This is a genomic window from Clostridium sp. (assembly GCF_029267215.1).
GTDB lineage: Bacteria > Bacillota > Clostridia > Clostridiales > Clostridiaceae > Sarcina.
This window is the reverse complement of record NZ_JARIDH010000064.1, coordinates 19976-46353: the sequence shown is the minus strand read 5'-3', so window position 1 is coordinate 46353 and position 26378 is coordinate 19976. Positions and strand designations below refer to the sequence as shown.

At 27.1% G+C, this 26378-nt stretch carries 19 protein-coding genes; 18 read left to right on the top strand and 1 reads right to left on the bottom strand.

What is annotated here, in order from left to right:
* The 6 genes from Q1K13_RS10905 to Q1K13_RS10880 form a co-directional block, all read left to right on the top strand.
* A partial coding sequence (locus Q1K13_RS10905) for a sodium:solute symporter family transporter (RefSeq protein ID WP_300350717.1) occupies window positions 1-1083 on the top strand: 1083 nt, incomplete at its 5' end.
* Window positions 1084-1208: 125 nt separating this feature from the next.
* The gene (locus Q1K13_RS10900) at window positions 1209-1637 is read left to right on the top strand and encodes a NanQ anomerase/TabA/YiaL family protein (protein ID WP_300350715.1); all 429 of its coding nucleotides are present in this window, start codon (window positions 1209-1211) and stop codon (window positions 1635-1637) included.
* Between the two features lie 174 nt (window positions 1638-1811).
* Window positions 1812-2693 carry an ROK family protein gene (locus Q1K13_RS10895; RefSeq protein ID WP_300350712.1) on the top strand — a complete coding sequence of 294 codons (882 nt, stop codon included), beginning with the start codon at window positions 1812-1814 and terminating at the stop codon, window positions 2691-2693.
* A 289-nt stretch (window positions 2694-2982) separates the two neighbouring features.
* Entirely contained in the window at window positions 2983-3822 is an 840-nt protein-coding gene (locus Q1K13_RS10890) for a MurR/RpiR family transcriptional regulator (RefSeq protein ID WP_300350710.1), read from the top strand.
* Window positions 3823-4106: 284 nt separating this feature from the next.
* The gene (locus Q1K13_RS10885; protein ID WP_300350708.1) at window positions 4107-4556 is read left to right on the top strand and encodes a LytTR family DNA-binding domain-containing protein; all 450 of its coding nucleotides are present in this window, start codon (window positions 4107-4109) and stop codon (window positions 4554-4556) included.
* 1 nt (window position 4557) lies between these two features.
* Window positions 4558-4977 carry a DUF3021 domain-containing protein gene (locus tag Q1K13_RS10880; protein ID WP_300350705.1) on the top strand — a complete coding sequence of 140 codons (420 nt, stop codon included), beginning with the start codon at window positions 4558-4560 and terminating at the stop codon, window positions 4975-4977.
* Between the two features lie 142 nt (window positions 4978-5119).
* On the opposite strand, the gene Q1K13_RS10875 is transcribed toward Q1K13_RS10880, so the two are convergent.
* Entirely contained in the window at window positions 5120-5278 is a 159-nt protein-coding gene (locus Q1K13_RS10875) for a DUF1540 domain-containing protein (RefSeq protein WP_300350703.1), read from the bottom strand.
* Between the two features lie 397 nt (window positions 5279-5675).
* On the opposite strand from Q1K13_RS10875, the gene Q1K13_RS10870 reads away from it, so the two are divergent.
* From Q1K13_RS10870 to Q1K13_RS10815, 12 genes are all read left to right on the top strand, one after another.
* Window positions 5676-7397 carry an aminotransferase-like domain-containing protein gene (locus Q1K13_RS10870; protein WP_300350700.1) on the top strand — a complete coding sequence of 574 codons (1722 nt, stop codon included), beginning with the start codon at window positions 5676-5678 and terminating at the stop codon, window positions 7395-7397.
* 605 nt (window positions 7398-8002) lie between these two features.
* Entirely contained in the window at window positions 8003-9373 is a 1371-nt protein-coding gene (gene rlmD, locus Q1K13_RS10865; protein ID WP_300350698.1) for a 23S rRNA (uracil(1939)-C(5))-methyltransferase RlmD, read from the top strand.
* A 571-nt stretch (window positions 9374-9944) separates the two neighbouring features.
* A complete protein-coding gene (locus tag Q1K13_RS10860; protein ID WP_300350695.1) occupies window positions 9945-11381 on the top strand; it encodes an SNIPE associated domain-containing protein in 1437 nt (478 codons plus the stop codon).
* A gap of 186 nt (window positions 11382-11567) precedes the next feature.
* Entirely contained in the window at window positions 11568-11762 is a 195-nt protein-coding gene (locus tag Q1K13_RS10855; RefSeq protein ID WP_300350693.1) for a hypothetical protein, read from the top strand.
* Between the two features lie 58 nt (window positions 11763-11820).
* Window positions 11821-12480 (top strand): HNH endonuclease, encoded by a 660-nt coding sequence (locus Q1K13_RS10850; protein WP_300350691.1) that lies wholly within the window; start codon window positions 11821-11823, stop codon window positions 12478-12480.
* A 693-nt stretch (window positions 12481-13173) separates the two neighbouring features.
* On the top strand, window positions 13174-15819 hold the full coding sequence (locus Q1K13_RS10845; protein WP_300350688.1) for an MGH1-like glycoside hydrolase domain-containing protein: 2646 nt from the start codon (window positions 13174-13176) through the stop codon (window positions 15817-15819).
* 271 nt (window positions 15820-16090) lie between these two features.
* Window positions 16091-16660: a TetR/AcrR family transcriptional regulator gene (locus tag Q1K13_RS10840; protein ID WP_300350686.1), complete on the top strand. Its 570-nt coding sequence runs from the start codon at window positions 16091-16093 to the stop codon at window positions 16658-16660.
* 354 nt (window positions 16661-17014) lie between these two features.
* On the top strand, window positions 17015-18808 hold the full coding sequence (locus tag Q1K13_RS10835) for an oleate hydratase (protein ID WP_300350683.1): 1794 nt from the start codon (window positions 17015-17017) through the stop codon (window positions 18806-18808).
* A 155-nt stretch (window positions 18809-18963) separates the two neighbouring features.
* The gene (locus Q1K13_RS10830) at window positions 18964-20199 is read left to right on the top strand and encodes an alpha-L-fucosidase (protein ID WP_300350680.1); all 1236 of its coding nucleotides are present in this window, start codon (window positions 18964-18966) and stop codon (window positions 20197-20199) included.
* Window positions 20200-20437: 238 nt separating this feature from the next.
* Window positions 20438-22162 (top strand): ABC transporter ATP-binding protein, encoded by a 1725-nt coding sequence (locus Q1K13_RS10825; RefSeq protein WP_300350678.1) that lies wholly within the window; start codon window positions 20438-20440, stop codon window positions 22160-22162.
* A 1-nt stretch (window position 22163) separates the two neighbouring features.
* Window positions 22164-23942, top strand: coding sequence for an ABC transporter ATP-binding protein (locus tag Q1K13_RS10820; RefSeq protein ID WP_300350675.1), 1779 nt, complete (start codon window positions 22164-22166; stop codon window positions 23940-23942).
* A gap of 383 nt (window positions 23943-24325) precedes the next feature.
* The gene (locus Q1K13_RS10815; protein WP_300350672.1) at window positions 24326-26320 is read left to right on the top strand and encodes a bifunctional 2',3'-cyclic-nucleotide 2'-phosphodiesterase/3'-nucleotidase; all 1995 of its coding nucleotides are present in this window, start codon (window positions 24326-24328) and stop codon (window positions 26318-26320) included.
* Window positions 26321-26378: the final 58 nt, after the last annotated feature.

The following is a 26378-nucleotide window of genomic DNA, read 5'->3' as shown; positions in this document are numbered from 1 at the left end:
TATTTACCATCAATGGTATTAGCAAATCTTACAGGAATAAATGTTTATTTACTTATTATAGCAATGGGTGTTATTGCAATAATTTACTCATATACAGGTGGATTAAAGTCAGTATTATGGACAGACTTTATTCAAGGATGTGTACTTATAGCAGGTATTATATTTTCATTAATATTCTTAATTTCAACAATAAATGGCGGATTTGGAGCTATTATGAATGAATTAACTGAAGGTGGAAAATTCTTGGCTTCAAAAGAACCAATATTTAATCCAAATATATTTAAAACAAGTGTATTCTTATTGATAGTTGGAGGAGGATTAAATACTTTCTCATCATATATTTCAAGTCAGGATATAGTGCAAAGGTTTACTACAACTACTGATATAAAACAATTAAAGAAAATGACTTATGGTAACTTAGTTTTATCATTATTTGTGGCTACTATATTCTACTTAATAGGAACAGCATTATTTGTATTCTATAGACAAAATCCAGAATTATTACAAACTGCTCAACAAGACCAAATTTTTGCATCATATATAGCATTCCAATTACCAGTAGGTATAACAGGTGTAGTTTTAGCAGCTATATATGCAGCAGCTCAATCAACACTTTCAACTGGATTAAACTCAGTTGCAACAAGCTGGACTTTAGATATTCAAAATTTTATAACAAAAGATATGTCAATGGAAAAACAAACAAAAGTTGCTCAATATATATCTTTAGGTGTTGGTATAGCTTCAATAGTTATGGCCGTAATCCTTGCAAATGGTGGAGTAAACTCAGCCTATGAATGGTTTAATGGGTTTATGGGACTTGTTCTTGGTGTTTTAGCTGGAATTTTCGTATTAGGAATATTCTTTAAAAAGGCTACAAAAGCAGGGGCATATGCTGGATTTATAGCATCAGCAATAGCTGTTATAGTATGTAAATATGGCGGATTCGATGTAAGCATATGGTCATATTCAATTATATCAATAGGTGTTTCAGTTATAGTAGGAATGATAGTTTCACTAATGACTCAATCTCAATTAGTTGATGAAAATACTTTAAATAAAGCAACAGTATATAATAACAACTAAGTTATTAATGTTTAGCATAAATAAAAAATAATGTCTAATTAGAGTAAGTGGTGATTTTTAGATGATTCTAAAATTAGCTTAAAATCATCAATACTTTAAAATTAAATATTTTAGAGGTGAATTAGATGATATTCGGCAGTTTAATAAATTTAGAAGGTTATGATTATCTACCAAAGCTTGTTAAGGAAGCTTTACTACATGCAAAAAATAATAATGTAATAGATTTTAAAGTGGGTACTCATAAAATAAAAGATGAAGAGTTATTTTTTAACAGAGTTAATTATACTACAAAAAATAAAGAAGATCGTTTTTGGGAAGGTCATAAGAAATATATAGATGTTCATGTGGTTTTTAGTGGGAGAGAAAGAATAAATCTTAATTTTAAACAAAATTTAGAGTTTAAAGAGTTTGTTGAAAAAGAAGATTTCTTATCTTTTGTAGGTGATGAAAATTCTACAGTAGTTTTAGAAGCGGGGGATTTCATTATTTGCTACCCAGATGATATACACATGACATGTTTAAAGGATGATAGTGAGCCTTCAGATGTAAAGTAAGCTATATATAAAGTAATTTTATAGTATTTTATGAGGTTGTATCAAAACTTAAAGTAATAAACTGTTAAGCTAAATATAGTTAGGTTTATAATTTTTATTTTAAGTTATTTTTGGTGCAACCTTTATTATTTATAACAGTTTTAGAGAATAAAAATTTAAATAGAGGTGATATGTATGGATTTATTTGCAGTTATAGATATAGGGGGAACTAGTATAAAATACGGAGTTATAAATGAATATGGAATATTATTAGAGACTAATGAGAGAGATACTGAAGCATATAAAGGTGGACTAAGTATAATAGATAAAGTTAAAGATATAATCTATGAGATTAAGAGTAATAATGATATACGTGGAATAGGTGTATCAACAGCAGGAATGGTATGTCCTAAAGAAGGGAAAATTCTTTATGCTGGTCCAACAATACCTAATTATACTGGTGTTGAAGTTAAAAAAATATTAGAGGAAGAATTTAATTTATCTTGTTTTGTTGAAAATGATGTAAATTGTGCGGCATTAGGAGAATTCTTTGGTGGAGCAGGACAAGGTACTAATTCAATGGTTTGCTTAACTATAGGTACTGGAATTGGCGGAGCTTTAATAATGGATGGTAAAGTTTTACATGGGTTTAGTAATTCTGCTGGAGAAATTGGATATATGATTGTTAATGGAGAGCACATTCAAAATATTGCATCAACAAATGCTTTAGTTAGAAATGTAGCTTTTAGAAAAAGTCTTGATCCTAGTAGTATAGATGGAAGATATGTATTAGATAATTATGAAGATGGAGATTTAATATGCAAAGATGAAGTTGAAAAATTAGCTGATAATATAGCTTTAGGAATTTCAAATATTGTTTATTTAATAAATCCAGAAGTGGTAGTTTTAGGGGGAGGAATAATGGCTAGAGAAGATATCTTTAGACCTCTAATAGAAAAGAACTTAAGAAAGTACTTAATAGAATCAGTTTATAATAATACTAACATAGCCTTTGCAAAACTGAAAAATACTGCAGGAATGAAAGGAGCTTATTATAATTTAAAGGGGAAAATTTAAATTAGTTATAAGGATTTAATTTGAGATAAATTTCTAATCTAAACTATATATAGGTTAGAAGATTACTTTAGAAAAGCGTAGTTACAAGACAAATATTTGTTTTGACTATGCTTTTTATTATCTTCTAATAAGTTATAATAAATTAGGTGGTGATTATTTGAAATTTGATACAAATAGTCATTTAGTATTAAGATTTAAGTATAATAAAAAAAGTTGAAAGTATAAGTTAAGAGTATGTAACTATAATCGTAGAATTGAGTCAAAATATTAAAATATCAAGAGGTGCTTTATGGAAATATTAGAACAATTAGAAAGTCCAAAATTTAAAGCTACTAAGTCAGAAAAGACATTAATTAAATATATAAAGTCAGATTTAGATAATATTATATATAAATCAATATCTATAATAGCTAAGGAATCAGGATTAGGAGAAGCTACTATAACAAGGTTTACCAAGAAGCTTGGATTCAATGGCTTCCAAGACTTTAAAGTTACTCTAGCAAAAGAGATTTCAAATAAAAAAAATACAAGCATTATAAATTTGCATGTTAATAGAGATGAGAGTGTAAAAGAAACTGCAAATAAGATGTTAAAATCATCTATTAACATATTAGACCAAACAGTTAAGAATATTGATTTAGATTTAATGTGTAAGTGTAGAAATTTAATAATGAATGCAAAGAGAGTTTATTTTATAGGTATAGGTTATTCGGGAATAGTTGCTATGGATATTAATTATAAATTTATGAGAATTGGATTTACAACAGTACCTGTAACTGATAGTCATACAATGGTTATTATATCCTCTATAACAAATGATGATGACGTAATAGTGGCTATTTCCAACTCTGGTACTACTAAAGAGGTAATAAAAACTGTTAAACAAGCTAAAGAAAATGGTACAAAAATAATAACTTTAACAGAAGAGAGTGATAATCCATTAAGAAAATTATCTGATTATGAGCTTACATACACATCAGCTGAAACAATATTTGAAACTGGATCAATATCATCAAAAATACCACAAATATTTTTATTAGATTTATTATATACAGAAGTAATAAAAGAAATGTTTAGTGAAGCTGTTGAAAAGAAAATTAAGACGACTAGTGCGATCCTTAATGATTAGATCGAAAAATAGGTCACAGTAATAAAGCTGTGACCTATTTTTCTTTGTTCTTTTAGATAACACTATATCAAAACAAGTTGCCAAAAAATCTAATGATTAAGGTAATATTTTATTCTTGAAAAGCAATTTTTTACCTAAAATCTTTCTTAAGAAAAAATAAATAGGTAATTTATGAGGATATGAATGCCACTTAGACATTGAAATTAACCACATATTCAAAATCTGTTTAAATAAATTTTAGAAAATTATATACTTTTAATAGAAAAGGAAAGAGAGGTTTGATAATGAAAATAAGGGTAGATATAGATGATAAATTAAAAGATATTTTTGTAGATATAAGAGCACCAAAGTTAGATAAAAAAGTTTCTGAAATAATGGAGGTATTAGAAGGGAAAAAGTTAGAAAAATTAACTGCTTACAGAAATTCGAAAATATACCTTATAAACATAGAAGAGATATATTGTTTTTATACAGAATCTAGAAAAGTGTGGTTATACACAGAAAAAGAATTATTCTACGTTAAGCATACTATTTTAGAGTTAGAAGAAAGTTTAAAAGGAACTTCCATGATAAGAGCATCTAAAGGAGTAATTATAAATATGGATAAAGTCTTAAATTTTGAACAGATGTTTAATGGAAATTTAGTTGTAAACTTTGAGAATGGAAAAAAAGAATATGTATCTAGAAGATATTTGAAAAATATAAAAGAGTATTTAAATATGGGAGGAAAGTAATATGAAAAAATTTTTAGTAATGTTTTTAAGAAGATTTTTTATGGGAGCAGCTTTTGGAGTTTTTATAAATCAGATAATAATTCTTTTAATAGCTAAGACCATAGGTGGGGGATTTATGATTGACTTTAATTTATTATTAAAGCAATTTTTAGCTTCCTGTATAGTTGGAGGTGTATCAGTAGGTTTTTCTGTAATATACTACTTTGAAAATATAAACTTTTTTACTAAAACATTAATCCATTTCTTTATAGGAATGTTAACATTTTTATTAGCTGCTTCTTATGTTGGATGGTTTTCTATAAATATAAGAAGTATATTAGGTAGCTTTTTAGTGTACTTTGGAATATGGATTTCATTTTATCTTATTGAAAAGAAAAGAATAAAAAAAATTAACATAGCTTTAAAAAGTAAAAATAGATAAGGTTTATTATTTATTAAAGTTTTAGAATTTGAAATATAAAATAGACAAAATGACTTTTGCAATATCAAAAGTCATTTTGTTTTTTTAATTGTAGGCTTATACCAGCCTCTTTTTGGGGTGCTGAAAATTAATTTAAAAAATATTATTTTTTTTCAAAACTTCCACAATCAGTGCATTCACAGCAGTGTGCATCAGAATTGTTTTTTACAACTTGAATTTTGTCTAGAGTACAATAATTGTCATCTTCGCAATGGTGTTTACATTCGCAAACTGTACATCCAATACTTGAATTATGTTTCATAACAAACATCTCCTTATAGTCCAATTATTTTTTGAAAAAATTACTTAATGAAATTATTGTTGAACTTATTTCAACAGTAATATGATGTGCATTTTTAGAATTTATATGCTTTAGCTTTAGGTGTAAAATTTACTTTAGTTTACAAATATTAGAATAAAAATTATGATAAAGAAAAGTTAAGTTTAAAATATAAAAGATATAGAATAATAAAAATTTAAAAAAACTATTATAAATAAAATTAAGAATTAATAATTACTAAATTTTTAAAGTAGTATGTTTAATTATTTGATTGGATTATAAGGTTCTTTGATGAGGTATATTTGAAGAGGAAAAATAATATGTGATAAAATTTAGTTAGTTTATATGGTAAATAAAGTGATTAAGGATGGAGGAAGTTATGTTTAAAAATTTAACTTTTAGTGGAGAAAAGAAAAAATACATAGAGATAGCTGATTATATTAGAAATCTTATAAATAGAGGGATTCTAATAGAAGGTAGTAAGCTTCCTTCATCAAGAGAGATTAGTAGTATTTTGTCTATAGGAAGAAATACTGTTATGTCTGCTTATGAAATTCTTGAAGAAGAGGGATATATAAAGACTACAAAGGGAAAGGGCACTTTTGTAAGAGAAGGAATTTCTAATAGGATAGAATGTAGTGAAATAAAAAATAATTTTGATTTTGGGTATAATAATTTTTCTCCTAAATGGGAAGTTAATTGGAATGAAAATATTAATAAGTATGGATTAATGGCAAAGAGGCTTGATATTGTGAAGAGTGAATATAAGTGGGAAAAAGGAATGATTTCTTTTAAAAGCATAGCACCGCTTGGAAATCTTTTTAATATTGAGGAGCTTAAGAGAGCCTTTTTAAATAGAATTGCCTTAGAAAAGCATAAGATAGTTAACTATGGATATGCTGTGGGATATAAACCACTTATAGAATTTTTAAAGGATTATATGAATAATAAGGGAGCATATTCAGAGGAGAAGGAAATATTAGTTACTAATGGATTTACAGAGGGGCTTGATATGTTATTATCTTCTTTTACGGAAGAGGGGGATTATATACTTTGTGAAAATCCAACTCATAACACTGCTATGAAGATAATGAAAACTCATGGACTTAATATAATAGGCGTTAATATGACTAAGGATGGAATGGATGTTAATGACCTAAAAAGAAAGATTGAACTTATAAATGGAAATGAATTAGAATCAAGTGAAATTAAAAAGGATAATTTGAAATTAGATTTTTATGAGAGTGTAGAAAACTTTTTTAGTGAAAATTATGAAAGTGAAAATGTTGATTTAAAAGAGTTAAAAGAAAAATTGTTAAGTGAATTTGATTATAAATTTGAAAGTAAAATTTTAAATTTAAAACTTAAAAGAAAAAAGAGAATTAAGTTTGCTTATTTAATACCCTCTTATCATAATCCAACAGGGATTGTGGCATCTATAAAAAAGAGAGAGGAAGTTTATGAGGTATTAAAAAATGCAGGAATTCCTATAATAGAGGATGGTTTTAATGAGGAACTTTTGTATGAGAGTTCTCCAACAATTCCTTTAGCTTCATTAGATAGAGAAAGCAATGGGGTTATTTATATAGGAAGTTTCTCAAAAATTTTATTTCCAGGTCTTAGAATAGGGTGGATTTATGGAGATAAAAAAATAATAGAAGTTTTAGAAAGTGTGAAAAGATGTAGAAATATACATACCTCATTTTTAGATCAAGGGATTTTGTATGATTTTATGATAAGTGGAGCCTTTGAAAAATATATAAAGAAAGTTAGAAAGGTTTATAAGGAAAAATATAAATTTACTAAGAAAATAATAAAAAAATATATTCCACAGGCAGAGATTTGGGGAGAAGGAGGCCTTTATGTCTTTCTAAAGATAAAAGGTGTTGATACTAGAAAGCTTTTAGATGCTTGTTATAAAAGAGGAGTTCTTTTTATGCCTGGAGATTTATTTTATGTGGATAACTTTGAGAATGAGAATATAGAGTTTAAAAATAAGGCTAAAGACACTTTAAGACTTGGTTTTACAAGATTATCAAAGGAAGAAATAGAAAAGGGTATAAGGATAATAGGTGAAGAGGTTCATAATATCTTAAGTTAGTATTTATTTTTTAGATAAACTACAAAATCTACTTAACTTCGCAAAGTATTTCTATTATCTATTTCAGAATAATAGCTAAAGCGAAGAACTCCCTAAGGTCAAACAGCTTCGCTTCTTAACGCTATTATTCTTATATAGATAATGAAATACTAATTACTCGTTAAGGTGATTTTTCCGCCTTATCTAAAAAATAAATAAGGTCTTTAAGTTATTATTAGGATAATAGTTAATAAGTGGGATATTCTTATAGTGCTATATAGAAAAGAAAATAGTAAGCTAAGTTAAAAGGATAAAGGTTATATTTAGGTTTGAATAATTGTATAGGAATAATGCGTTGTAAAAGCTTATGTCATATGATAAGCTATATAAGTTAGTTAGAGCGTGATTTTAAGAGTTAGTTCTAATTTAAATCTATATATTAGAAGGTTAAATTTATTAATTGAATAGAAAATAATAAATTTTTAGTTTTTATTTGACTGGTAATTTAAAAATAGTAAGAGTTAAAATATTATTAAAATGAAATTTAAGTTTATAAAATTGAAATTTAGTTTTTAGATTATGAACATAAGATAGATTGTTAAAATACACATAAGGGAGTTTTTTGCATGGTTGAAAAGAATAAAGAATATATTTTTGATATAATTTCTCAAGGATATGAGGGAGAAGGAATAGCTAAGATTGATGATAGGTTTCCTATATTTATTGAAGGAGCTTTAACTGGGGAGAAGGTTAGAGTTAAAATAGTTAAGGTTAATAAAAACTTTGCTTACGGAAAGCTTTTGGAAGTTTTAGAAGCTTCTTCTGAGAGAGTTAATCCTGCTTGTTCTATTTATAAAAGATGTGGAGGATGTAAGATGCAACATGCTTCTTACAAGGCTCAGCTAGATTTTAAATGGGAGAGAGTAAAAGATTGTGTTAGTAAGATTGGAAAATTAGATCCTAGCATTGTTAAGTATCCTTTAGGAATGGAGGAGCCTTGGAGATATAGAAATAAGGTTCAACTTCCAATTGGATTAATTAATGGAGAGGTTAAAATTGGATTCTTTGCTCCAAGAAGTCATGATATTATTGATATGGAATCTTGTTTAATTCAAGATGAAATAGGAGATAAGGTTGTTAAACTTACTAGAGAGTGGATAGAGAAATTTAATATAAGACCATATAATGTGGATGGACAATATGATGAAAAGGGAATAGTAAGACATATTATGATAAGAAGAGGTTTTACTACTAATGAAGTTATGGTTGTCTTAGTTACAAATGGAAAAAATCTTCCTCACAAAGAAGAATTTGTTGAATTAATGGTTAAAAATATAAAAGGAATAAAGAGTATTATACAAAATATAAATTCAAAGAAAACTAATGTTATTTTAGGATTAGAAAGTAAAACTTTATGGGGAGAAGATACAATATCAGATTACATAGGAGATTTTAGATTTAATATATCTCCACTATCATTCTTCCAAGTAAATCCTACTCAAACTCAGGTTTTATATGGTAAGGCTCTAGAATATGCAAATCTTACAGGAAATGAAGAGGTATTTGATGCATACTGTGGAACAGGAACAATAACATTATTCCTATCACAAAAGGCTAAAAAAGTTTATGGAGTAGAAATAATTCCACAAGCCATAGAAAATGCATGGATAAATGCAAAAGAAAATAATGTAGAAAATGTGGAATTCTTTGTTGGAGAATCAGAAGTAGTAATACCTGACTTAATAAATAAGGGCGTAAAAGCTGATGTAGTAGTTGTAGATCCACCAAGAAAAGGATGCGACAAAAAATTATTAGATGCCATAACAAATATAAATGCTAAAAAAATAGTATATGTAAGCTGTGACCCAAGTACATTGGGAAGAGACCTACAAATATTAGAAGAGAATGGCTACAAAACCTTAGAAGTGCAGCCAGTTGATATGTTCCCAAACACAGCCCATATTGAGAACGTAGCTTTACTTATTGAGGAGAGATAAGGACGAAGATAAGTAATTAGCACGTTCCATGCAAGGGATGCCCAAGAACTCAAGTGAAAGGAAGAGTGATTGGAAGCAGCCTACTGCTGAGAATGTAGCTAAATTAATAAGAAAATTGTTAAAGAGACATTACACTCGAAAAAATACCTTGAAAGCTTAACTGGAACCAATAAAGTCGAAATAAAAGAGGTTCAAAAAGGATTGGTTAAAAGGAAATAAAAAGAAAAAACAATACCCTTTGAAGGCATAAGAAAAGAGTCTTTGAAGGGTTTTTGGCGTGAAAAAATGAGAAGAAAATAAAATAAAAAGATACAATATTATAGAGTTTGAATTTACAAGTGATAATATATTATAGGTTCAGAGTCTTAATATATTATTTAGGATTTCATAATTAAAATAGAGTTTAGTATAATAATATATTTTACATAAATAGTGTACATAAAATTAGTATTAATCTTGTATATTTTTAAGAGGGTTAATTTGTTAAAAAGTTTTATTTAAAGTATCATAAATTTTAGTTAAAATTAAGGGTGTTTTAAAATTGAATAAATAAATTGGAGGAAATAAGAATATGGAAAAAAAGATTAAAGTGATGTTTATTATTTTAATAGTATTAAGTTTTATTTTAAGTATAATTCCATTTGGTGGTGTAGTTACTGGAATATTGGCAATTATATTATTTAAGTATTTTAAGAAAAATGAAATGTTAAATTTAAGTAATTCAGATTTAGAAAAAGAAGTGAAGAAAAGAGAAGAGGAACTTAAAAATATTAGAGATGAAAAAGTTTCTGAATTAAATAAAATTGAGGATTTTAAGAACCAATATGAATATTTAAATGATATTGTAAACTTAGAAGAAGGAAAAGGTAAGCTACAAATAAGAATAGCTGCTTTAAATGATGAACTTAAAGAGGTTGCAGGAAAACTTAGCATATCAAAAGAAATACTAAGTTATCAAGAACTAGAAAAAGAATTATATACATTTCAAGTTGGAATATTTGCTAAACAATATGATTACAGGTTATCAGAAGAATATAATGAACAATTAAAAATAAATAGAAGTAATCAAAAAGAATTTATAAAATCAGGAAATGCAATAATAAATTCTGGATTAAATACATTATTAGATAGTAATCTGAAAAATTCAGAGAAAAATAAACTTGAAAATAGTATTTGTAAATTAGTTTTAAGAGCATTTAATGATGAATGCGACACTATACTAAGTAAGTTAACTATTGCTAATATAGCTAATAGTAGAAAGAGATTAGATACTGCAAGAGAACAAATAAATAAGTTAATTATTGTATATAATTTATCTATAAATTTAGATTATTATAAATTAAAAGTTGATGAGTTACAGTTGCAATATGAATACTTAGTTAAGGTACAAGAAGAACGCGAAGAACAAAGAGAAATAAAAGAAAGAATAAAAGAAGAAAATAGAGTTCAAGCTGAGATTATGAGACTTGAAAAAGAAGCTGAAAAAGAAGAAATAATATATCAAAAAGCTTTAGAAAAAGTAAGACTTGAACTAAAAGATGCCAATGAAGAGGAAAAAAATAATTTAGAATTAAAAATTAAATCATTAGAAGAAAGTTTGAAAAAAGCTGAGGAAAAAATGCAGAGAGCAGAATCTATGGCTCAAAAAACAAAATCAGGATATGTGTATGTAATATCTAATGTAGGCTCATTTGGTGAAGATATTTATAAAATAGGATTAACAAGAAGATTAGATCCTATGGAAAGAATTAAGGAGTTAAGTGATGCATCAGTTCCATTTAAATTTGATGTACATGCTATGATTTATAGTGAGGATGCACCGGCATTAGAAAAAGAATTACACAATCATTTTTCAGAGAATAGAGTAAATAAAGTTAACCTAAGAAAAGAATTTTTCAATGTTAAATTAGCTGATATAGAAAAAGCAGTTAATGATAAAATGAATGGAAAAATAGAATTTACTAAGTTAGCTGAAGCTCTAGAATACAAACAAAGTAAACTTATGTAAGACATAATATAAATGAGTAATAAAAACCGCTTAAAATAATATTTTTAGGTGGTTTTTATTATATAAAAATTTTTATAGTGGATAAAGTGAATTTTTATGACAATTTTACTTTAAATTGAAATTTTTTATTTATTAGGTATAAAATTAAAATATATAAATTTTTATAAAAAATAAGGAGGAGATAGAATGGTGGGTTCATTTTATTGGCATTCAAAAGTTGAGAATGGAAATACATTAAGGGATGAATTATTTAATTTACATAAAGTTAGTAAGGTAAAAATAGCTTCTGCATATTTTTCGAAAGAAGGTTTAGATATTTTAATTGATATTAAAGAAAAATATGCATTGAAAAAACAAAATATTGAAGGTGTCTTTAGATAATTTGTTAGCTTTTAGAATTTAATAGATATAAGAATAGTAAAATTAAGGAGTCAAGAAAATGAGAAAAAATATATGGTTAAATGAAATTATAGAAGCTATGAAGGAATTGAATGGACCTGCTCTTTATTCTGAACTTTATGAATTGATAGAAAGCAGAGGTAATATAGAGAATTTTAATAAATTAAAGAACCCTAAAGCACAAATAAGAGGAACAATTGAAAGATTTTCAAGTGATTCAGAAGTATATAAAAATAATAAATCTAAAAGAGATATTTTTTATGCTGTTGATGGAATAGGAAAAGGACATTGGGGATTAAGAGATTATATTAATGATGAAAATCATATCGATTTAACAATTGATGATTGTTATTTTTGTGAAGGAAGAAAAATATTAAAAAAACATCTTTCTAGAGAGAGAAATTATTTAGTCATAAAATTAGCAAAGAAAAGATATAAAGAGAAATATGGTGATTTAAAGTGTGAAATTTGTGGATTTAATTTTAAGGACATGTATGGAGATATTGGAGAAGATTTTATAGAAGGGCATCACATAAAACCAGTAAGTGAATTGAAAGAGGGAGATAAAACAAATGTGGAAGATATAATAATGGTTTGTTCTAATTGTCATAGAATGATACATAGAAGAAAACCTTGGTTAAGTAAAGAAGATTTAAAAACTTTGATATATAAAAATGTTAAGATTAAAGAGATTGAATAGTCAGATTAAAATTATTGGATTTAAATATATAAATATAAGGGTCATAGGAGAAGTGTCACCTTTAAAACAAATATGTCATGGCTAAAACCATTGGTAATACTAGGTTCTGTCATATAGTGATGGCATGACAAATTTTCCTACCCTTATATATTTATTTTATTAAAAATTTTATATGTTTTTTAATAATTTCTCCTATATATAAATAGAAAAAAAGTCTGTCATATATATCATAACCATTGATATTACTTAATTTTCTCTGGTTCAAAATCGTAACAAATCTGTCAATAAACCTGTCATTAAAGTGAAATTCATTAATAAATCATTAAGGAATATATAATTAACTAAAATACCCATTCAAAATATCTATAAAAATCCATGATTTTAAGTAAAATTTCCATAATAAATCACTAAAAAATATTTGATTTTAAATGAATTTTAGATGATTCTATTTTAGAAATAGTAATAGTATTTCTAAAAAATATATAAATTAGTTCATAAAAATTAATAATGAAAATTTTAAAAAATATTAAATGTTTTGTTAAATATTGATATATTTATTGAAAACGTTATTATGTGATGTTACTATTTTATTAAATTTAATAATTATATTATTATTTTTTAAGAAATATATAAATAAAATAGCAAAAAATATTATATTTTATTTTAATATGGAATTTTAGGGGGAATTTTAAAATGCAATTTAATTCAAAAAGAAAGGTTTTAATTACAACTGCCATGACGGCAACCTTATTAACTGGATTTTGTAATTTTAATGCGTATGGAAGTATCAAAAATACTTCTATAAATAATTTTAGAAATGTTTTAAATGTTCAAGGCAATCCAAAGGTAAATTTAAATGATTCTTATTCAACTAATGTCTCTAATCCATTTTCTGATATGGGAGCATGGCATGCATATTATTTGCCTGAAAAAGGAGCTACAAATTTATACGGTGGATTTGCAGGACCATTAATTATAGGGGAAGAGTATCCAATTAATTTATCAGATACTATAAGCAAAATAACTTTGACTAACAATGATACTGGAGAAGTATATGATTTGTCAAAAGCAAAAAATATAATGTTTGATTTTTATCCAGGGAAACTAATTCAAACTTATGAATTAAATGATTTTAATTTAAAATTAGAGCTTATTTTTGCAACTAATAGAAGTGCATTAATTAAAACAGAAATTGAAAATAAAAAGAATACTGATTTAAATTTAAATGTAGAGTGGTCAGGAAATATATTTAATAAGTCACCATATACTATAAGTGTTAATGATAATGGAGAAAAAAATTACGATTTAGGTCAGACATTAGAAGCAACTAAAAATGGTGTACAAGTTAATTTTTCTAATATAAGATCTACATGGTCATTTTTTTCTACAGATCAGACAAAGTTTAATGTTGAGTATGATGGAAATACTAGTACAACTGTAAATGGGAATTCATATATAACTAAACTTGATAATATGGTAAATATTAAACCTAAAAATACATTTAAAACTTTTTCTACTCAAAGTTATACATTTACAACTGAAGAGCTTAATAATGAAAAAGTTAAAATAAATGATTTACTTGAAAATGGAGATACATATTTCAATGATAATACTAATCGTTGGCAAAATTATTTAAATAAGGCTTTTTCAAATACAGAAAAAGATAGCGACCCACATTATAAAGATGCTGCTGTAAAATCAATAGTTACTTTAACTACTAACTGGAGAAGCGCAGCAGGAAGTATTAAACATGATGGAATAGTACCATCTTTATCATATAAATGGTTTGTAGGAATGTGGGCTTGGGACTCATGGAAACAAGCCGTTGCAACTGCAAACTTTGATGGAGAATTAGCTAAAAATAATATTAGAGCTTTATTTGACTATCAGATAAAAGGTGATGATTCAGTTAGACCATATGATAAAGGTACAATAATAGATGCAATATTTTACAATAAAGATAAGCAAAGAGGCGGAGAAGGTGGAAACTGGAATGAAAGAAATTCTAAACCAGCACTAGCAGCCTGGGCAGTATGGAATGTTTATAAAGAAACTAATGATATAGAATTTTTAAAAGAAATGTATCCTAAATTAGTTGATTACCATAATTGGTGGTATACAAATAGAGATCATGATAAAAATGGAATAGCTGAGTATGGTGGAATGGTACATCCAGCTAATAATAGTGAAGATGAGATAATATTAGCAGCAGCATGGGAGAGTGGTATGGATAATGCTACTAGATTTGACAAAGAAGGATTTGGTTCAGATGATGCTGGAGTTCATGTTTTTGAAAATAAAGATAATAATGGAAATACAATAGGATACTCAATAAATCAAGAATCAGTTGATTTAAATTCTTATTTATATGCAGAAAAGGGATTTTTAAAATCAATAGCTGATGTTTTAGGAAAAACAGAAGATTCTAAAAAATATGAATTAGAAGCTAAAAATGTAGGAGAATATATTAGAAATAATATGTTTGATAAAGAAACTGGCTTTTTCTATGATTTACAAATAAATGAGGATGGAAGTGAAAAAAAATTATTAGTTAATAGAGGAAAAGGAACTGAAGGTTGGATGCCACTTTGGGCTAAAGTTGCAACACAAGATGAAGCTGAATTAGTTAAAGAAAATATGATGGATTCCAATAAATTCAATACTTATATGCCTTTACCTACAGCATCAAAAGATAATCCTAAATTTAATCCAAATAAATATTGGCGTGGCCCAGTTTGGATGGATCAAGCCTTATATGGTATAGAATCACTTCAAAATTATGGGTTTAAAAATGAAGCTGAAACTTTAACTAAAAAACTATTTGATAATGCAGAAGGATTAATAGGAGATGGGCCTATTAGGGAAAACTATAATCCTGAAACAGGACAAGGCTTACACACTAAAAACTTCAGTTGGTCAGCTTCAGCATATTATTTATTATATAAAAATGTATTAACTTCTAATAATACAACTTGCCAAGAAAGTTTACCGATTTTAAAGAGTGATAATATAACTCCGCCAGTAGAGGATTCACAAAAGCCAGAACCACCAATAATTGAGGATGAAAAACCAGAAACAGATGATACAATACCTCCTGTTAATGATTCACAAAAGCCAGCACCTCCAACAATTGAGGAGGAAAAGCCGGAAATAGATAATGCAATACCACCTGTTAATGATTCTCAAGAACAGGAAAAGCCAGTTGTGAAGCCAGAAGAAAACAAGGATAATATAAATTCATTACCTAAAACAGGAAATATGTTTGGTAATAATTCTTTATTATTTGGAGCTTTTAGTATGCTTGGAGCGGGAATATATTTCTTAAAAAAAAGAAAATAACATGTTAATGTAATAAATTATTTAATCAAATAAAAAGCATAAATAAAAATGGGCGTGTATCAAGATAAGTTTTACTATTATATTTTGATACAGCCCAATTTTTTTATTTATAATCCTTAAGTTAAGTTCTGTTTTAAGAGATTGTTGATTTTAGCTATCCCATAAGACCTACTTAATTTCGCAGAGAGTTTCTATTGAATATCCATTTTATAAAAAAATATAGAGTTAATGGTATAATTTTCTTAATAGAAATTATAAGGGGGAGATTCTTTTGGTTCAGCAATATACTAAAAAAATGATTCGCAATGTATTTATAAGTTTATTAAATGAAAGACCACTAAATAAGATTACTGTAAAAGATATTGCTTTAGCTTGTGGGATTAATAGAAACACTTTCTACTATTATTATTCAGATATTTATGAACTTTTATCTGAACTTTTTCAAACTGAGCTTCAAAGTGTTATAGATGAATATAATGATACCATGTCTTGGGAGGACAGTTTTCTTTTAGCAACGAGATTTGCCTTAGAAAATAAGAAGGTAGTTTATCATGTATATAATTCAATGCAAAGAGAGGAACTTGTTAACTATATTTATAATGTTTCAGGAAATATGATGGAGAGATATGTTAAGAAGATTAGTTATGGAATTAATGCTTCAGAAGAAGATATGAAGTTAATAGCTAAATTCTATCAATGTGCACTTACAGAGATGGTTGTTCAATGGATTTCTTCTGGAATGAAAGAAGAGCCAGATAAAACCATAAAAAGAATAGGGGATTTATTTGATGGAAATATAAAATTATCTCTTAAGCGTAGTGAAAAACTAAATAAAATTTAGAAAAAGAATAATCATAAAAGGGTTAAATAGTTTTAAAAAAGGTTAGAATAACAGGGTTATATTAAGTAAATTTGTAATATTAGGTATATTGCTTAAGAAGCTTCTACTTTAAGCTTTAGCTAAGTGGTGAGTAGTTTACTTTTAGGCATTTTTACTTAAGTGTCTGATTTTTGAACACTCTTCTTAATTATCTAATGAAATATTTTGGAAAAGAGCATACTATGAATTTAAAGAAGCTACTTAAAAAATATTTAGTAGTTAAAAATAAAATCTTAGTGAATAATAAAAATTAATTAAAGGGTTGTGTAAAAAAGCTAAGTTTTGTTGTTAGATTTATGAAAGAAGGGAATTTTTATGAGAATTAAAACACATGATGATAGACTTACTTTAACAAATGGAAGTTACCATGCACTAATTCACACTAGAAAACCAAAAGGAATTGAGGAGAAAAGTGCATATTTAATAGGTACTGGAATAGGGGCATTGGCAGCAGGATGTTTTTTAATAAGAGATGCCCATATGGATGGTAGTAAGATAACATTTTTTGAACAGGTGGATATTCCAGGTGGTTCTTTAGATGGAAAAGTACTTCAAAATCTAGGCTATGTGGCTAGAGGTGGACGTGAAATGGGACATCATTTTGAAGTTTTGTGGGATTTATTTAGTTCACTTCCATCAACTGAAGATCCTAGTATGTCAGTTTTAGACCACTTTTTCTATACAAATTATGATGATCCAAACTATAGCAATTGTCGTATTACTCATAAAAATGGAGAGAGATATGACAATGGTAAATTCAATCTTGGACAGGATTTAGCTAGGGAATTAGCAGAGTTTGTTCTTATGACAGATGAAGAACTTCAAAATAAATCTATAGAAGAAATATTCTCTAAAGAACTTTTAAATACAGATTTTTGGACATTATGGAGAACTATGTTTGCCTTTGAAAATTGGCATAGTGCTTTAGAAATGAAATTATATATGAATAGATTTATACACCATGTTGGAGGATTACCAACACTTTCAGCCTTACAATTTTCAAGACATGACCAATATACTTCCTTTGTAAAACCTATGGTTAAATTCTTAGAAGAAAATGGGGCTAAGTTTAATTATGGAGTCCATGTTGAAAATGTAGAATTTGATATAACTTTAGACAAAAAAGTAGCTAAGAAAATAGTTGCTAAAGATAAAAATGGAAAAGATATTTCTGTAGATTTATCAGAAAATGATTTAGTATTTATAACTAATGGATCCATGACAGAAGGGTCTGGATATGGAGATGACAATACTCCAGCTCCATTTAATAAAGAACCGAAGGGATGCTGGGAATTGTGGAGAAATATAGCCAAACAATCCTATGAATTTGGAAATCCAGATAAATTTTGTACTGATACTGAAAAATCAAATTGGGAATCTTGTACAATAACTTGTCATGATGAAAGAGTTCCAAAATATATTGAAAAAATAACTAAACGTTCACCATATGGTGGAAAGACTGTAACAGGGGGAATAGTCACAGCAGTGGATTCTTCATGGTTATTAAGTTGGACTATAAATCGTCAAGAACAATATTATGGTCAACCAGAAAAAGATGTGGCTGTTTGGATATATGGATTATTCTCAGATGTTGATGGTGATTATATTAAAAAGCCAATGAGAGAGTGTACTGGTAAAGAGATTACAAAGGAATGGTTATTCCATATAGGAGTTCCAGTTAATGAGATTGAAGAACTTTCTAAATCTTGTACAGCAATTCCTGTAATGATGCCATTTATAACTTCTCAATTTATGCCACGTGAATTTGGAGATAGACCATATGTTGTTCCTAAAAACTCAGTTAACTTTGCTTTCCTTGGACAATTTGCAGAAACCTTAGATGACCCAGGAAGAGATACTGTCTTTACTATAGAATATTCAGGACGTACAGCAATGGAGGCAGTTTATGTATTAACTGGGGTTGAAAAAGGAGTGCCAGAGGTATATGCATCAAGATATGACATTCGTTATTTACTAAATGCTGGTTCATGCCTATTAGATGGTGAAAAACCAAAAATTCATCTTCCATTTTTATTGAAGAGAGTATTAATGAAACAAGTAAAAGGAACTGACATAGAAAAATTATTAAAAGAATATGGAGTTATATAGATAGTTAAATTTTGATTTACAAAGGTTCAAAGCAATTAATAAATTAGTTATTTTGAACCTTTTATTATTAATTTAAGTATATTTACTGATTTTCAGAATAAAAATATATTAAAAAATCAGTAAGTTATCATAATTTATATTAAGGGGATTAGTTTATGTTGAAACCAGAAAAAAGAATAAAAGATTTTGAAGAAATGGCCTTTGGAATGTTTATTCATTGGGGATTATATTCTATACATGGAAAAGGTGAATGGGCTAAGATTAACTATGGAATAAGTGATGAGGATTATTATAAGTCTTTAGATGAATTTAAAGCAGATAAATTTGATGCATCTAATATAGCTAAAATAGCTTCAAAGGCTGGAATGAAGTATATAATTCTTACTACAAAACATCATGATGGCTTTTGTTTATATGATTCAAGAGGATTAACTAATTTAGATGTGAATAGAAGTGCTGCAAAGAGAGATTTAATTTTAGAGTTTGTAAATGGGTGTAGAGAAAATGGAATTAAGCCATTTTTATATCATTCAACAGTAGATTGGTATGATGAAAGATATAAGAAGGATTTTGAAGGGGCATATTTAGATTATTTAAGAGATTCTGTAGAACTTTTATGTAGAGAGTATGGAGAAATTGGTGGATTATGGTTTGATGGAAATTGGGACAAACCTAGTAGTGATTGGAAGTTAGATGAACTTTATGGAACTATAAGAAAATATCAACCTAATGCAATGATTATAAATAATACTGGTCTTAGTAATAAGGGAGAAATATGTCATAAGGAAGTTGATAGTGTTACTTTTGAACAAGGATTACCAGAGCTTAGAGATAAGGGGAGCATAGGAAAGTATATTTCAAGTGAGATGTGTCAACCTCTTAATGAGCATTGGGGAATTGCCATAAGAGATGTAAAATATAAATCTACAAAAGAGTTAATAGAAAATCTTTGTGCTTGTAGAAAAGTAGGGTCAAACTATCTTTTAAACATAGGACCAAATGGAGATGGAAGTATTCCAAAGATTCAGGAGGGAATATTGGAGGAGATAGGAAAGTGGATGGCCATAAATGGAGAAGCCATATATAAAGGAAGACCATGTGAAATAGAAAGCAAAGGTAAAAACTTTGCTTTAAAAACAGAAGAAGGAAAAGTTTATTTATTCATACATGATTTAGATAACCTAGGAGATTCAAATGTTGTTTTAAAAGGAGAGGGGCCTAATGTAATAGGATTTAAAAATTTTAAGGAAAACTTTAAAAAGATTAAATGGCTAGATAACAATGAAGAATTAAAATATGTTTATGATGAAGAAAAGAGATTTTTAAAACTTCATACAACTGGATTTAAGTGTGGAAATAATTTAGTTGTAAGGGTAGCGGAAGTTTTATAGATTTTAAAATAGATTAATTATGATTTAAGAATTAATAAATAGGTTTATACCAAAATATAATAAAACTTAAAAATAATATAAAGAGAAATCTAGTAGTTTTTAGTGTGTTTTTTTTAAGTCTTATAAAAAGGTGTTTTGGTATAGCCTATTTTTATTTAAAATTAATTGAATTTTTACTTACATATGGTAATAATTTAAGTATATAATAACTTTAATAATAAAGAGAGAGGAGGATTCTATGAGGCTTATATTAAAATATTTGAAAAACTATAAGATGATTTTTATTTTAAATTTTATATCTGTATTTGGTTTTGCTTTAGTTGAACTTGGAATTCCAACTATTATGGCTAAGATAATAGATAGAGGAATTATAGAAAACAATGTTGGCTATATAAAAAATATGGCTTTAGTTATGATAGTAATTTCCATAGTAGGTGCACTTGGAACTATATTACTAGGTTATTGTTCATCTAGAATATCAACAGGTATAACTAGAGATATCAGGAATGATATTTTTAAGAAAGCACAAGAATTTTCTCACACAGAGTATGAAAAGTTTGGAGTTTCTTCTATGATAACAAGAACTACAAATGATCCATTTGTTATTTTGCAGTTTGTCAATACTCTTTTGAGAATGGCTTTAATCACACCTATAATGTTTATTATAAGTTTATTTATGATACTTAGAACAAGCTTTTCATTATCAGTAGTTTTGGCAGTTGTAATTCCAATAATAATATTAGGTGTTTTTATAATTGCTAGAACTTCTGAGCCATTATCAGAGAAAATGCAGAAAAATTTAGATAAGCTAAACAGAATATCTAGAGAAAATTTAACAGGAATAAGAGTTATAAGAGCTTTCTGTAATGAAAAATATGAGAGCAATAGATTTAATGGAACAAATGAAGAATATACAAATGTTTCTAAGAAGTTAAATAAACTTATGATAGCTTCTCAACCATTATTTTTCTTCTTACTTAATTTAGCTATTATAGCTATATTTTGGCTAGCAAGTAAAATGATAAATGTTGGAACACTTGAAGTAGGTCAATTAGTTGCATTTACTGAGTATTTGTTCCATGCAATGTTTTCAATAATGTTGTTTTCACTTGTTTTTGTTATGTATCCTAAGGCTCAGGTATCAGCAAATAGAATTAAAGAAGTTCTTGAATTAGAACCAGTAATAAAAAATCCTGAAAAAGGAGTTAATGAAACAGAGAATAAGGGAACAATAGAATTTAATAATGTTTCATTTACCTATCCAAATGGAGAAGAACCTGTTATAAAAAATATTTCATTTAAAGGTGAAAAAGGACAGGTTATTGCTTTTATAGGAAGTACAGGAAGTGGAAAAAGTACCTTAATAAATTTAATACCAAGATTTTATGATGTTACTGAAGGGGAAATAAAAATAGATGGGGTGGATGTAAGAGATTATGATTTAAAATATTTACGTGAAAAAATAGGATTTATTCCTCAAAAAACTCTTTTGTTCACTGGAAGTATATCAAGTAATATAAAGTTTGGTAAGAAAGATGCAAAGCATGATGAAATAGAACATTCCGCTAAAATTGCACAAGCTTATGAATTTATTTCAGATAAACCTAATAAGTTTGATGAATTAATAACTGAGGGTGGTTCAAATGTATCTGGAGGGCAAAAACAAAGACTTTCTATTGCAAGAGCCATAGTTAGAAAGCCAGATATTTATGTTTTTGATGATAGTTTTTCTGCTTTAGATTTTAAAACAGATGCTATTTTAAGAAAAGAACTTAGAAAAGAGACAAAAGAAGCTGTTGTATTAATTGTTGCTCAGAGAATAGGATCAATAATTGATGCAGATAAAATCATTGTATTAGATGAAGGAAAAGTGGTAGGAATGGGAACTCACAAAGAGTTATTAAAGAATTGTCATATTTACTATGAAATTGCCACATCACAGCTTTCAAAGGAGGAATTATAAAATGAATAAATTTAAATCAGTAGTTAAAAATATTTCTCCTTTTGTTGGTAAATATAAGTGGTCTTTTTTGGTATCAATTTTATTTATAATTTCTGCAGCAGTATTTAATGCATTAGCACCAAGAACTGAAGGCTTAATAATAACACAGTTAACTAAGGATTGTGAGGAATTATTTAGAGGAGTTGTAGGTGCTTCAGTTAATTTTAGTTACATTATAAGAATATTGATTATTTTATTATTAATTTATATAGCAAGTACAGGATCTACTATTATTTCAGGGTTTTTATTAACTAATGCAATTCAAAATACAATGAAGGATATTAGAAATGAAGTGGAAAATAAAATTAATAGACTTCCTATAAGATATTTTGATAATAATAGTTATGGAGATATTTTAAGTAGGATTACAAATGATGTAGATACCATAGCTAATGCACTTCAGCAAAGTTTTGTACAAGTTATAAATGCAGTATTATCAGTTACTTTAGCACTTATAATGATGTATTCAATAAATATAAAATTAGCATTATTAGCTACATTAATAATACCAGCCAGTATTATTATAACTAAATTAATAGTAAAAAAATCTCAAAAATTATTTAATAAGCAACAAAAAGCATTAGGAAATTTAAATGGGAAAGTACAAGAAATGTACACTGGATTTAATGAAATTAAGTTATATGGAAAAGAAGATGATGCTTTAACAGAGTTTAAGGAAGTTAATGAAAATTTGTGCCAAGTTGGATTTAAAGCCCAATTCATATCAAGTATTATGTCATCTTTAATAAGTTTAGTAACTTATTTAGGAATAACAACAATTGGTATAGTTGGTGCTATATTTGCAATAAGTGGAGCAATTACAGTGGGGAATTTACAAGCTTTCATAAGATATATTTGGCAGATAAATCAACCTCTTTCTCAAGTTACTCAATTATCATCATCAATTCAATCAGCAGTGGCAGCGGCTATCAGGGTTTTTGAATTTTTAGATGAAGAAGAGGAAGTAAAAGATCCAAAAAATGCAATTAAACTTGAAAATCCAAAGGGAAATGTCAAGTTTGAAAATATAAAATTTTCATATAACAAGGAAAAGGGATTAATAGAAAAATTAAATATAGATGTAAAAAGTGGACAAATGGTTGCAATAGTTGGAAAAACAGGTGCAGGTAAAACAACACTTATAAATCTTTTAATGAGATTTTACGATGTCCAAGAAGGGGCTATAAAAATAGATGGTGTTGATATTAGAGATATGAAGCGTGATGATTTAAGAAGCATGTTTGGTATGGTTCTTCAAGATACTTGGTTATTTAATGGAACAATTTTTGATAATATTAAATATGGTAGGTTTGACTCCACTAAAGAAGAAGTAATGGAAGCTGCTAAAATTGCTAATGTAGATCATTTTATTAAAACACTACCTAATGGATATGATATGGTATTAAATGAAGAGGCTTCTAATATATCACAAGGAGAAAAACAACTTCTAACAATAGCAAGAGCAATTTTAAAAAATCCAGAAATATTAATTTTAGATGAGGCAACAAGTTCTGTTGATACTAGATTAGAATTATTACTTCAAAAAGCTATGGAAAATGTAATGGAAGGTAGAACAAGCTTTGTTATAGCTCATAGACTTTCAACAATAAAAAGCGCAGATTTAATCTTAGTAATGGATGGAGGAAATATAATAGAGCAGGGAACTCATGAGGAATTAATGAAAAAGGGTGGTTATTATGAAACTCTTTATAATAGTCAGTTCAAAGATAAAGAAGATTAGATATTAAAATAAAAAGTCTTAATAGTATGAATAAATATGATTTTTGTAAGAAAAGTTAAAAAAATATGAAATATTAAAGAAAGATGATTTCTGTAATTAAGAGAAATCATCTTTTTTTATTAAATTATGGGCTATAATTATTTAGATTTAATAGTAAATGGTTTAATTTATAATAGTAAGTTTTAGTAAAAATTAATACTAAAGTTAAAATTTCAATATATTGATAAAATATTAACTTTATGTTAAAATATTTACACAATAAAATGATTTTAATAAATTATTTCAGTTTCTAATGAAAACGAATTCAAAAAATTGTTTTGAAATTATAATTAAAGAGTAGTTCAATTTAGAAATAAATAAATTTTAAAAAGGTGGAGTGGGTTTTGAGAAGAAAAAGAATAATTGCTTCAATATTAGTTGCTCAGTTAGTTGGGAGTTCAACTTTATTATGGGGTTGTGGAAATGATAAAGGCAAAGAAGAGGCGTCAAATGGAAAAACGGTTAAATTAAGAGTGTTGGCTACAACTGATATGCACTCTAACTTAATGAATTATGATTATTATACTGACTCAGAATTAGACAATAGAGGTATGGTTAAAATAGCAACTTTAATAAAGGATGCTAAAAAAGAAGTGGATCCTAATTCAAATTTAAATGATTCTATTGATAATGTTGTTTTAGTTGATAATGGAGATGATATTCAAGGAACACCTTTAGGGGATTACTATGGAAAAGTTAATCCACCTAAAAAAGGAGAAAAATCACCAGTATATGAGACTTTAGAAAAAATGGGATATGATGTTGGTGGATTAGGAAATCATGAATTTAACTATGGACTAGATTATTTAGAAAATATAGTTAACAGTAGTGATATACCTTTTGTAAATGCGAATGTATATAGAGAAGATGGAAAAACTAATGTATTTAAACCTTATAAAATAATAGATGAAAAGGTTATTGATTCTGATGGAAAAGAACAAAATGTTAAAATAGGAATTATAGGATTTGTACCTCCTCAAATATTAAATTGGGATAAGATAAATCTTGATGGAAAAGTAAAAGTTGCTGATATAAAAGAAACAGCTGAAAAATTCGTTCCTAAAATGAAGAATGAAGGAGCAGATGTTATTATAGCATTATCACATAGTGGATATGGAGATGGAAAATATAATAAGGGTGATGAAAATGAAGCATATGAATTAACTAAAGTTGATGGAATTGATGCAGTAGTAACAGGTCACTCTCATGACCAATTTCCAAATAAGAAGTATGAGAAATTAGGAAATGTAGATGTTAAAAAAGGAACAATGAACGGAACACCAACTGTACAACCTCTTAATTTTGCAAAAGAATTAGGAATAATGGATTTAACTCTGAATAAAAAAGATGGAAAATGGGTAGTAGTTGATGGTAAAACATTTAATAGAGATGCAAAAGGTGTTAAGAATGATGAAAATTTAGTTAAGTTTTTAAAACCATATCATGAAGCAACTAAAAAATATGTTAATGGACCGGTTGGAAAAATAACTAAAGATTTAAATAGTTATTTCTCATTAGTCGCAGATACAGCACCAATGCAATTAATAAATGATTCTCAAAAAGAATATGTTGAAGGATTAATAAAAAATGGAAATGAATCACTTTCAAAATATAAAAATTTACCAATATTATGTGCTACAGCGCCATTAAAAGCAGGTTTAACAGAAGGTGGAATAAATGCAGAGGATTACTTTAATTTAAAAAGTGGAAATATTAGAATAAAAGATATATCTAATATATATAAATTCCCAAATATTCTTGCAGTAGTAAAGGTTAATGGAGCTGAACTTAAGGATTGGCTTGAGATGAGTGCAGGTCAATTTACTCAGGTAGATAAGAATAAGAAAGAGCCACAAGATTTTATAAATCTTGAATATCCAGGTTTTAATTTCGATATTATTGATGGAGTTAAGTATGATATTGACATAACTCAGCCAGCTAAATATGATAAGGATGGAAATTTAATAAATAAAAATACAAATAGAATAGAGAACTTAACATTCAATGGAAAAGCTGTTGATCCAAAACAAGAATTCTTAGTTGTAACTAACAACTATAGAGCTGGTGGAGGGGGAAACTTCCCAGGATTAAAATCAGGAGATAAACTTGTATATCTTTCACAAGATGAAACAAGACAAATATTATCAGACTATATAAAATCAAAATCTCCATTAACTCCATATAAGGATGATAACTGGAAGATTGTTGCATCAGGTGTTCAAGGAAAATTCCTATCAAATAAAGAGGGTAAAGATTATGTAGGAAACTTTAAAGGAATAAAAGAACAAGGGGATGCAGGAAAAGGTTTAAGCACATATGTTTATACATTTTCAAAATAGTTAGAGAGGTAACTATTCTTTATATAACTTTGAATAAAATTTTTAGTTTATAATAAAT

Coding starts and splice junctions, on each gene's coding strand:
- rlmD (WP_300350698.1), top strand. CDS start 8,003: ATGGTTGAAAAGAATAAAGAATATATTTTTGATATAATTTCTCAAGGA.
- Q1K13_RS10890 (WP_300350710.1), top strand. CDS start 2,983: ATGGAAATATTAGAACAATTAGAAAGTCCAAAATTTAAAGCTACTAAG.
- Q1K13_RS10820 (WP_300350675.1), top strand. CDS start 22,164: ATGAATAAATTTAAATCAGTAGTTAAAAATATTTCTCCTTTTGTTGGT.
- Q1K13_RS10895 (WP_300350712.1), top strand. CDS start 1,812: ATGGATTTATTTGCAGTTATAGATATAGGGGGAACTAGTATAAAATAC.
- Q1K13_RS10885 (WP_300350708.1), top strand. CDS start 4,107: ATGAAAATAAGGGTAGATATAGATGATAAATTAAAAGATATTTTTGTA.
- Q1K13_RS10845 (WP_300350688.1), top strand. CDS start 13,174: ATGCAATTTAATTCAAAAAGAAAGGTTTTAATTACAACTGCCATGACG.
- Q1K13_RS10830 (WP_300350680.1), top strand. CDS start 18,964: ATGTTGAAACCAGAAAAAAGAATAAAAGATTTTGAAGAAATGGCCTTT.
- Q1K13_RS10870 (WP_300350700.1), top strand. CDS start 5,676: ATGTTTAAAAATTTAACTTTTAGTGGAGAAAAGAAAAAATACATAGAG.
- Q1K13_RS10900 (WP_300350715.1), top strand. CDS start 1,209: ATGATATTCGGCAGTTTAATAAATTTAGAAGGTTATGATTATCTACCA.
- Q1K13_RS10835 (WP_300350683.1), top strand. CDS start 17,015: ATGAGAATTAAAACACATGATGATAGACTTACTTTAACAAATGGAAGT.
- Q1K13_RS10860 (WP_300350695.1), top strand. CDS start 9,945: ATGGAAAAAAAGATTAAAGTGATGTTTATTATTTTAATAGTATTAAGT.
- Q1K13_RS10850 (WP_300350691.1), top strand. CDS start 11,821: ATGAGAAAAAATATATGGTTAAATGAAATTATAGAAGCTATGAAGGAA.
- Q1K13_RS10855 (WP_300350693.1), top strand. CDS start 11,568: ATGGTGGGTTCATTTTATTGGCATTCAAAAGTTGAGAATGGAAATACA.
- Q1K13_RS10825 (WP_300350678.1), top strand. CDS start 20,438: ATGAGGCTTATATTAAAATATTTGAAAAACTATAAGATGATTTTTATT.
- Q1K13_RS10875 (WP_300350703.1), bottom strand. CDS start 5,278: ATGAAACATAATTCAAGTATTGGATGTACAGTTTGCGAATGTAAACAC.
- Q1K13_RS10880 (WP_300350705.1), top strand. CDS start 4,558: ATGAAAAAATTTTTAGTAATGTTTTTAAGAAGATTTTTTATGGGAGCA.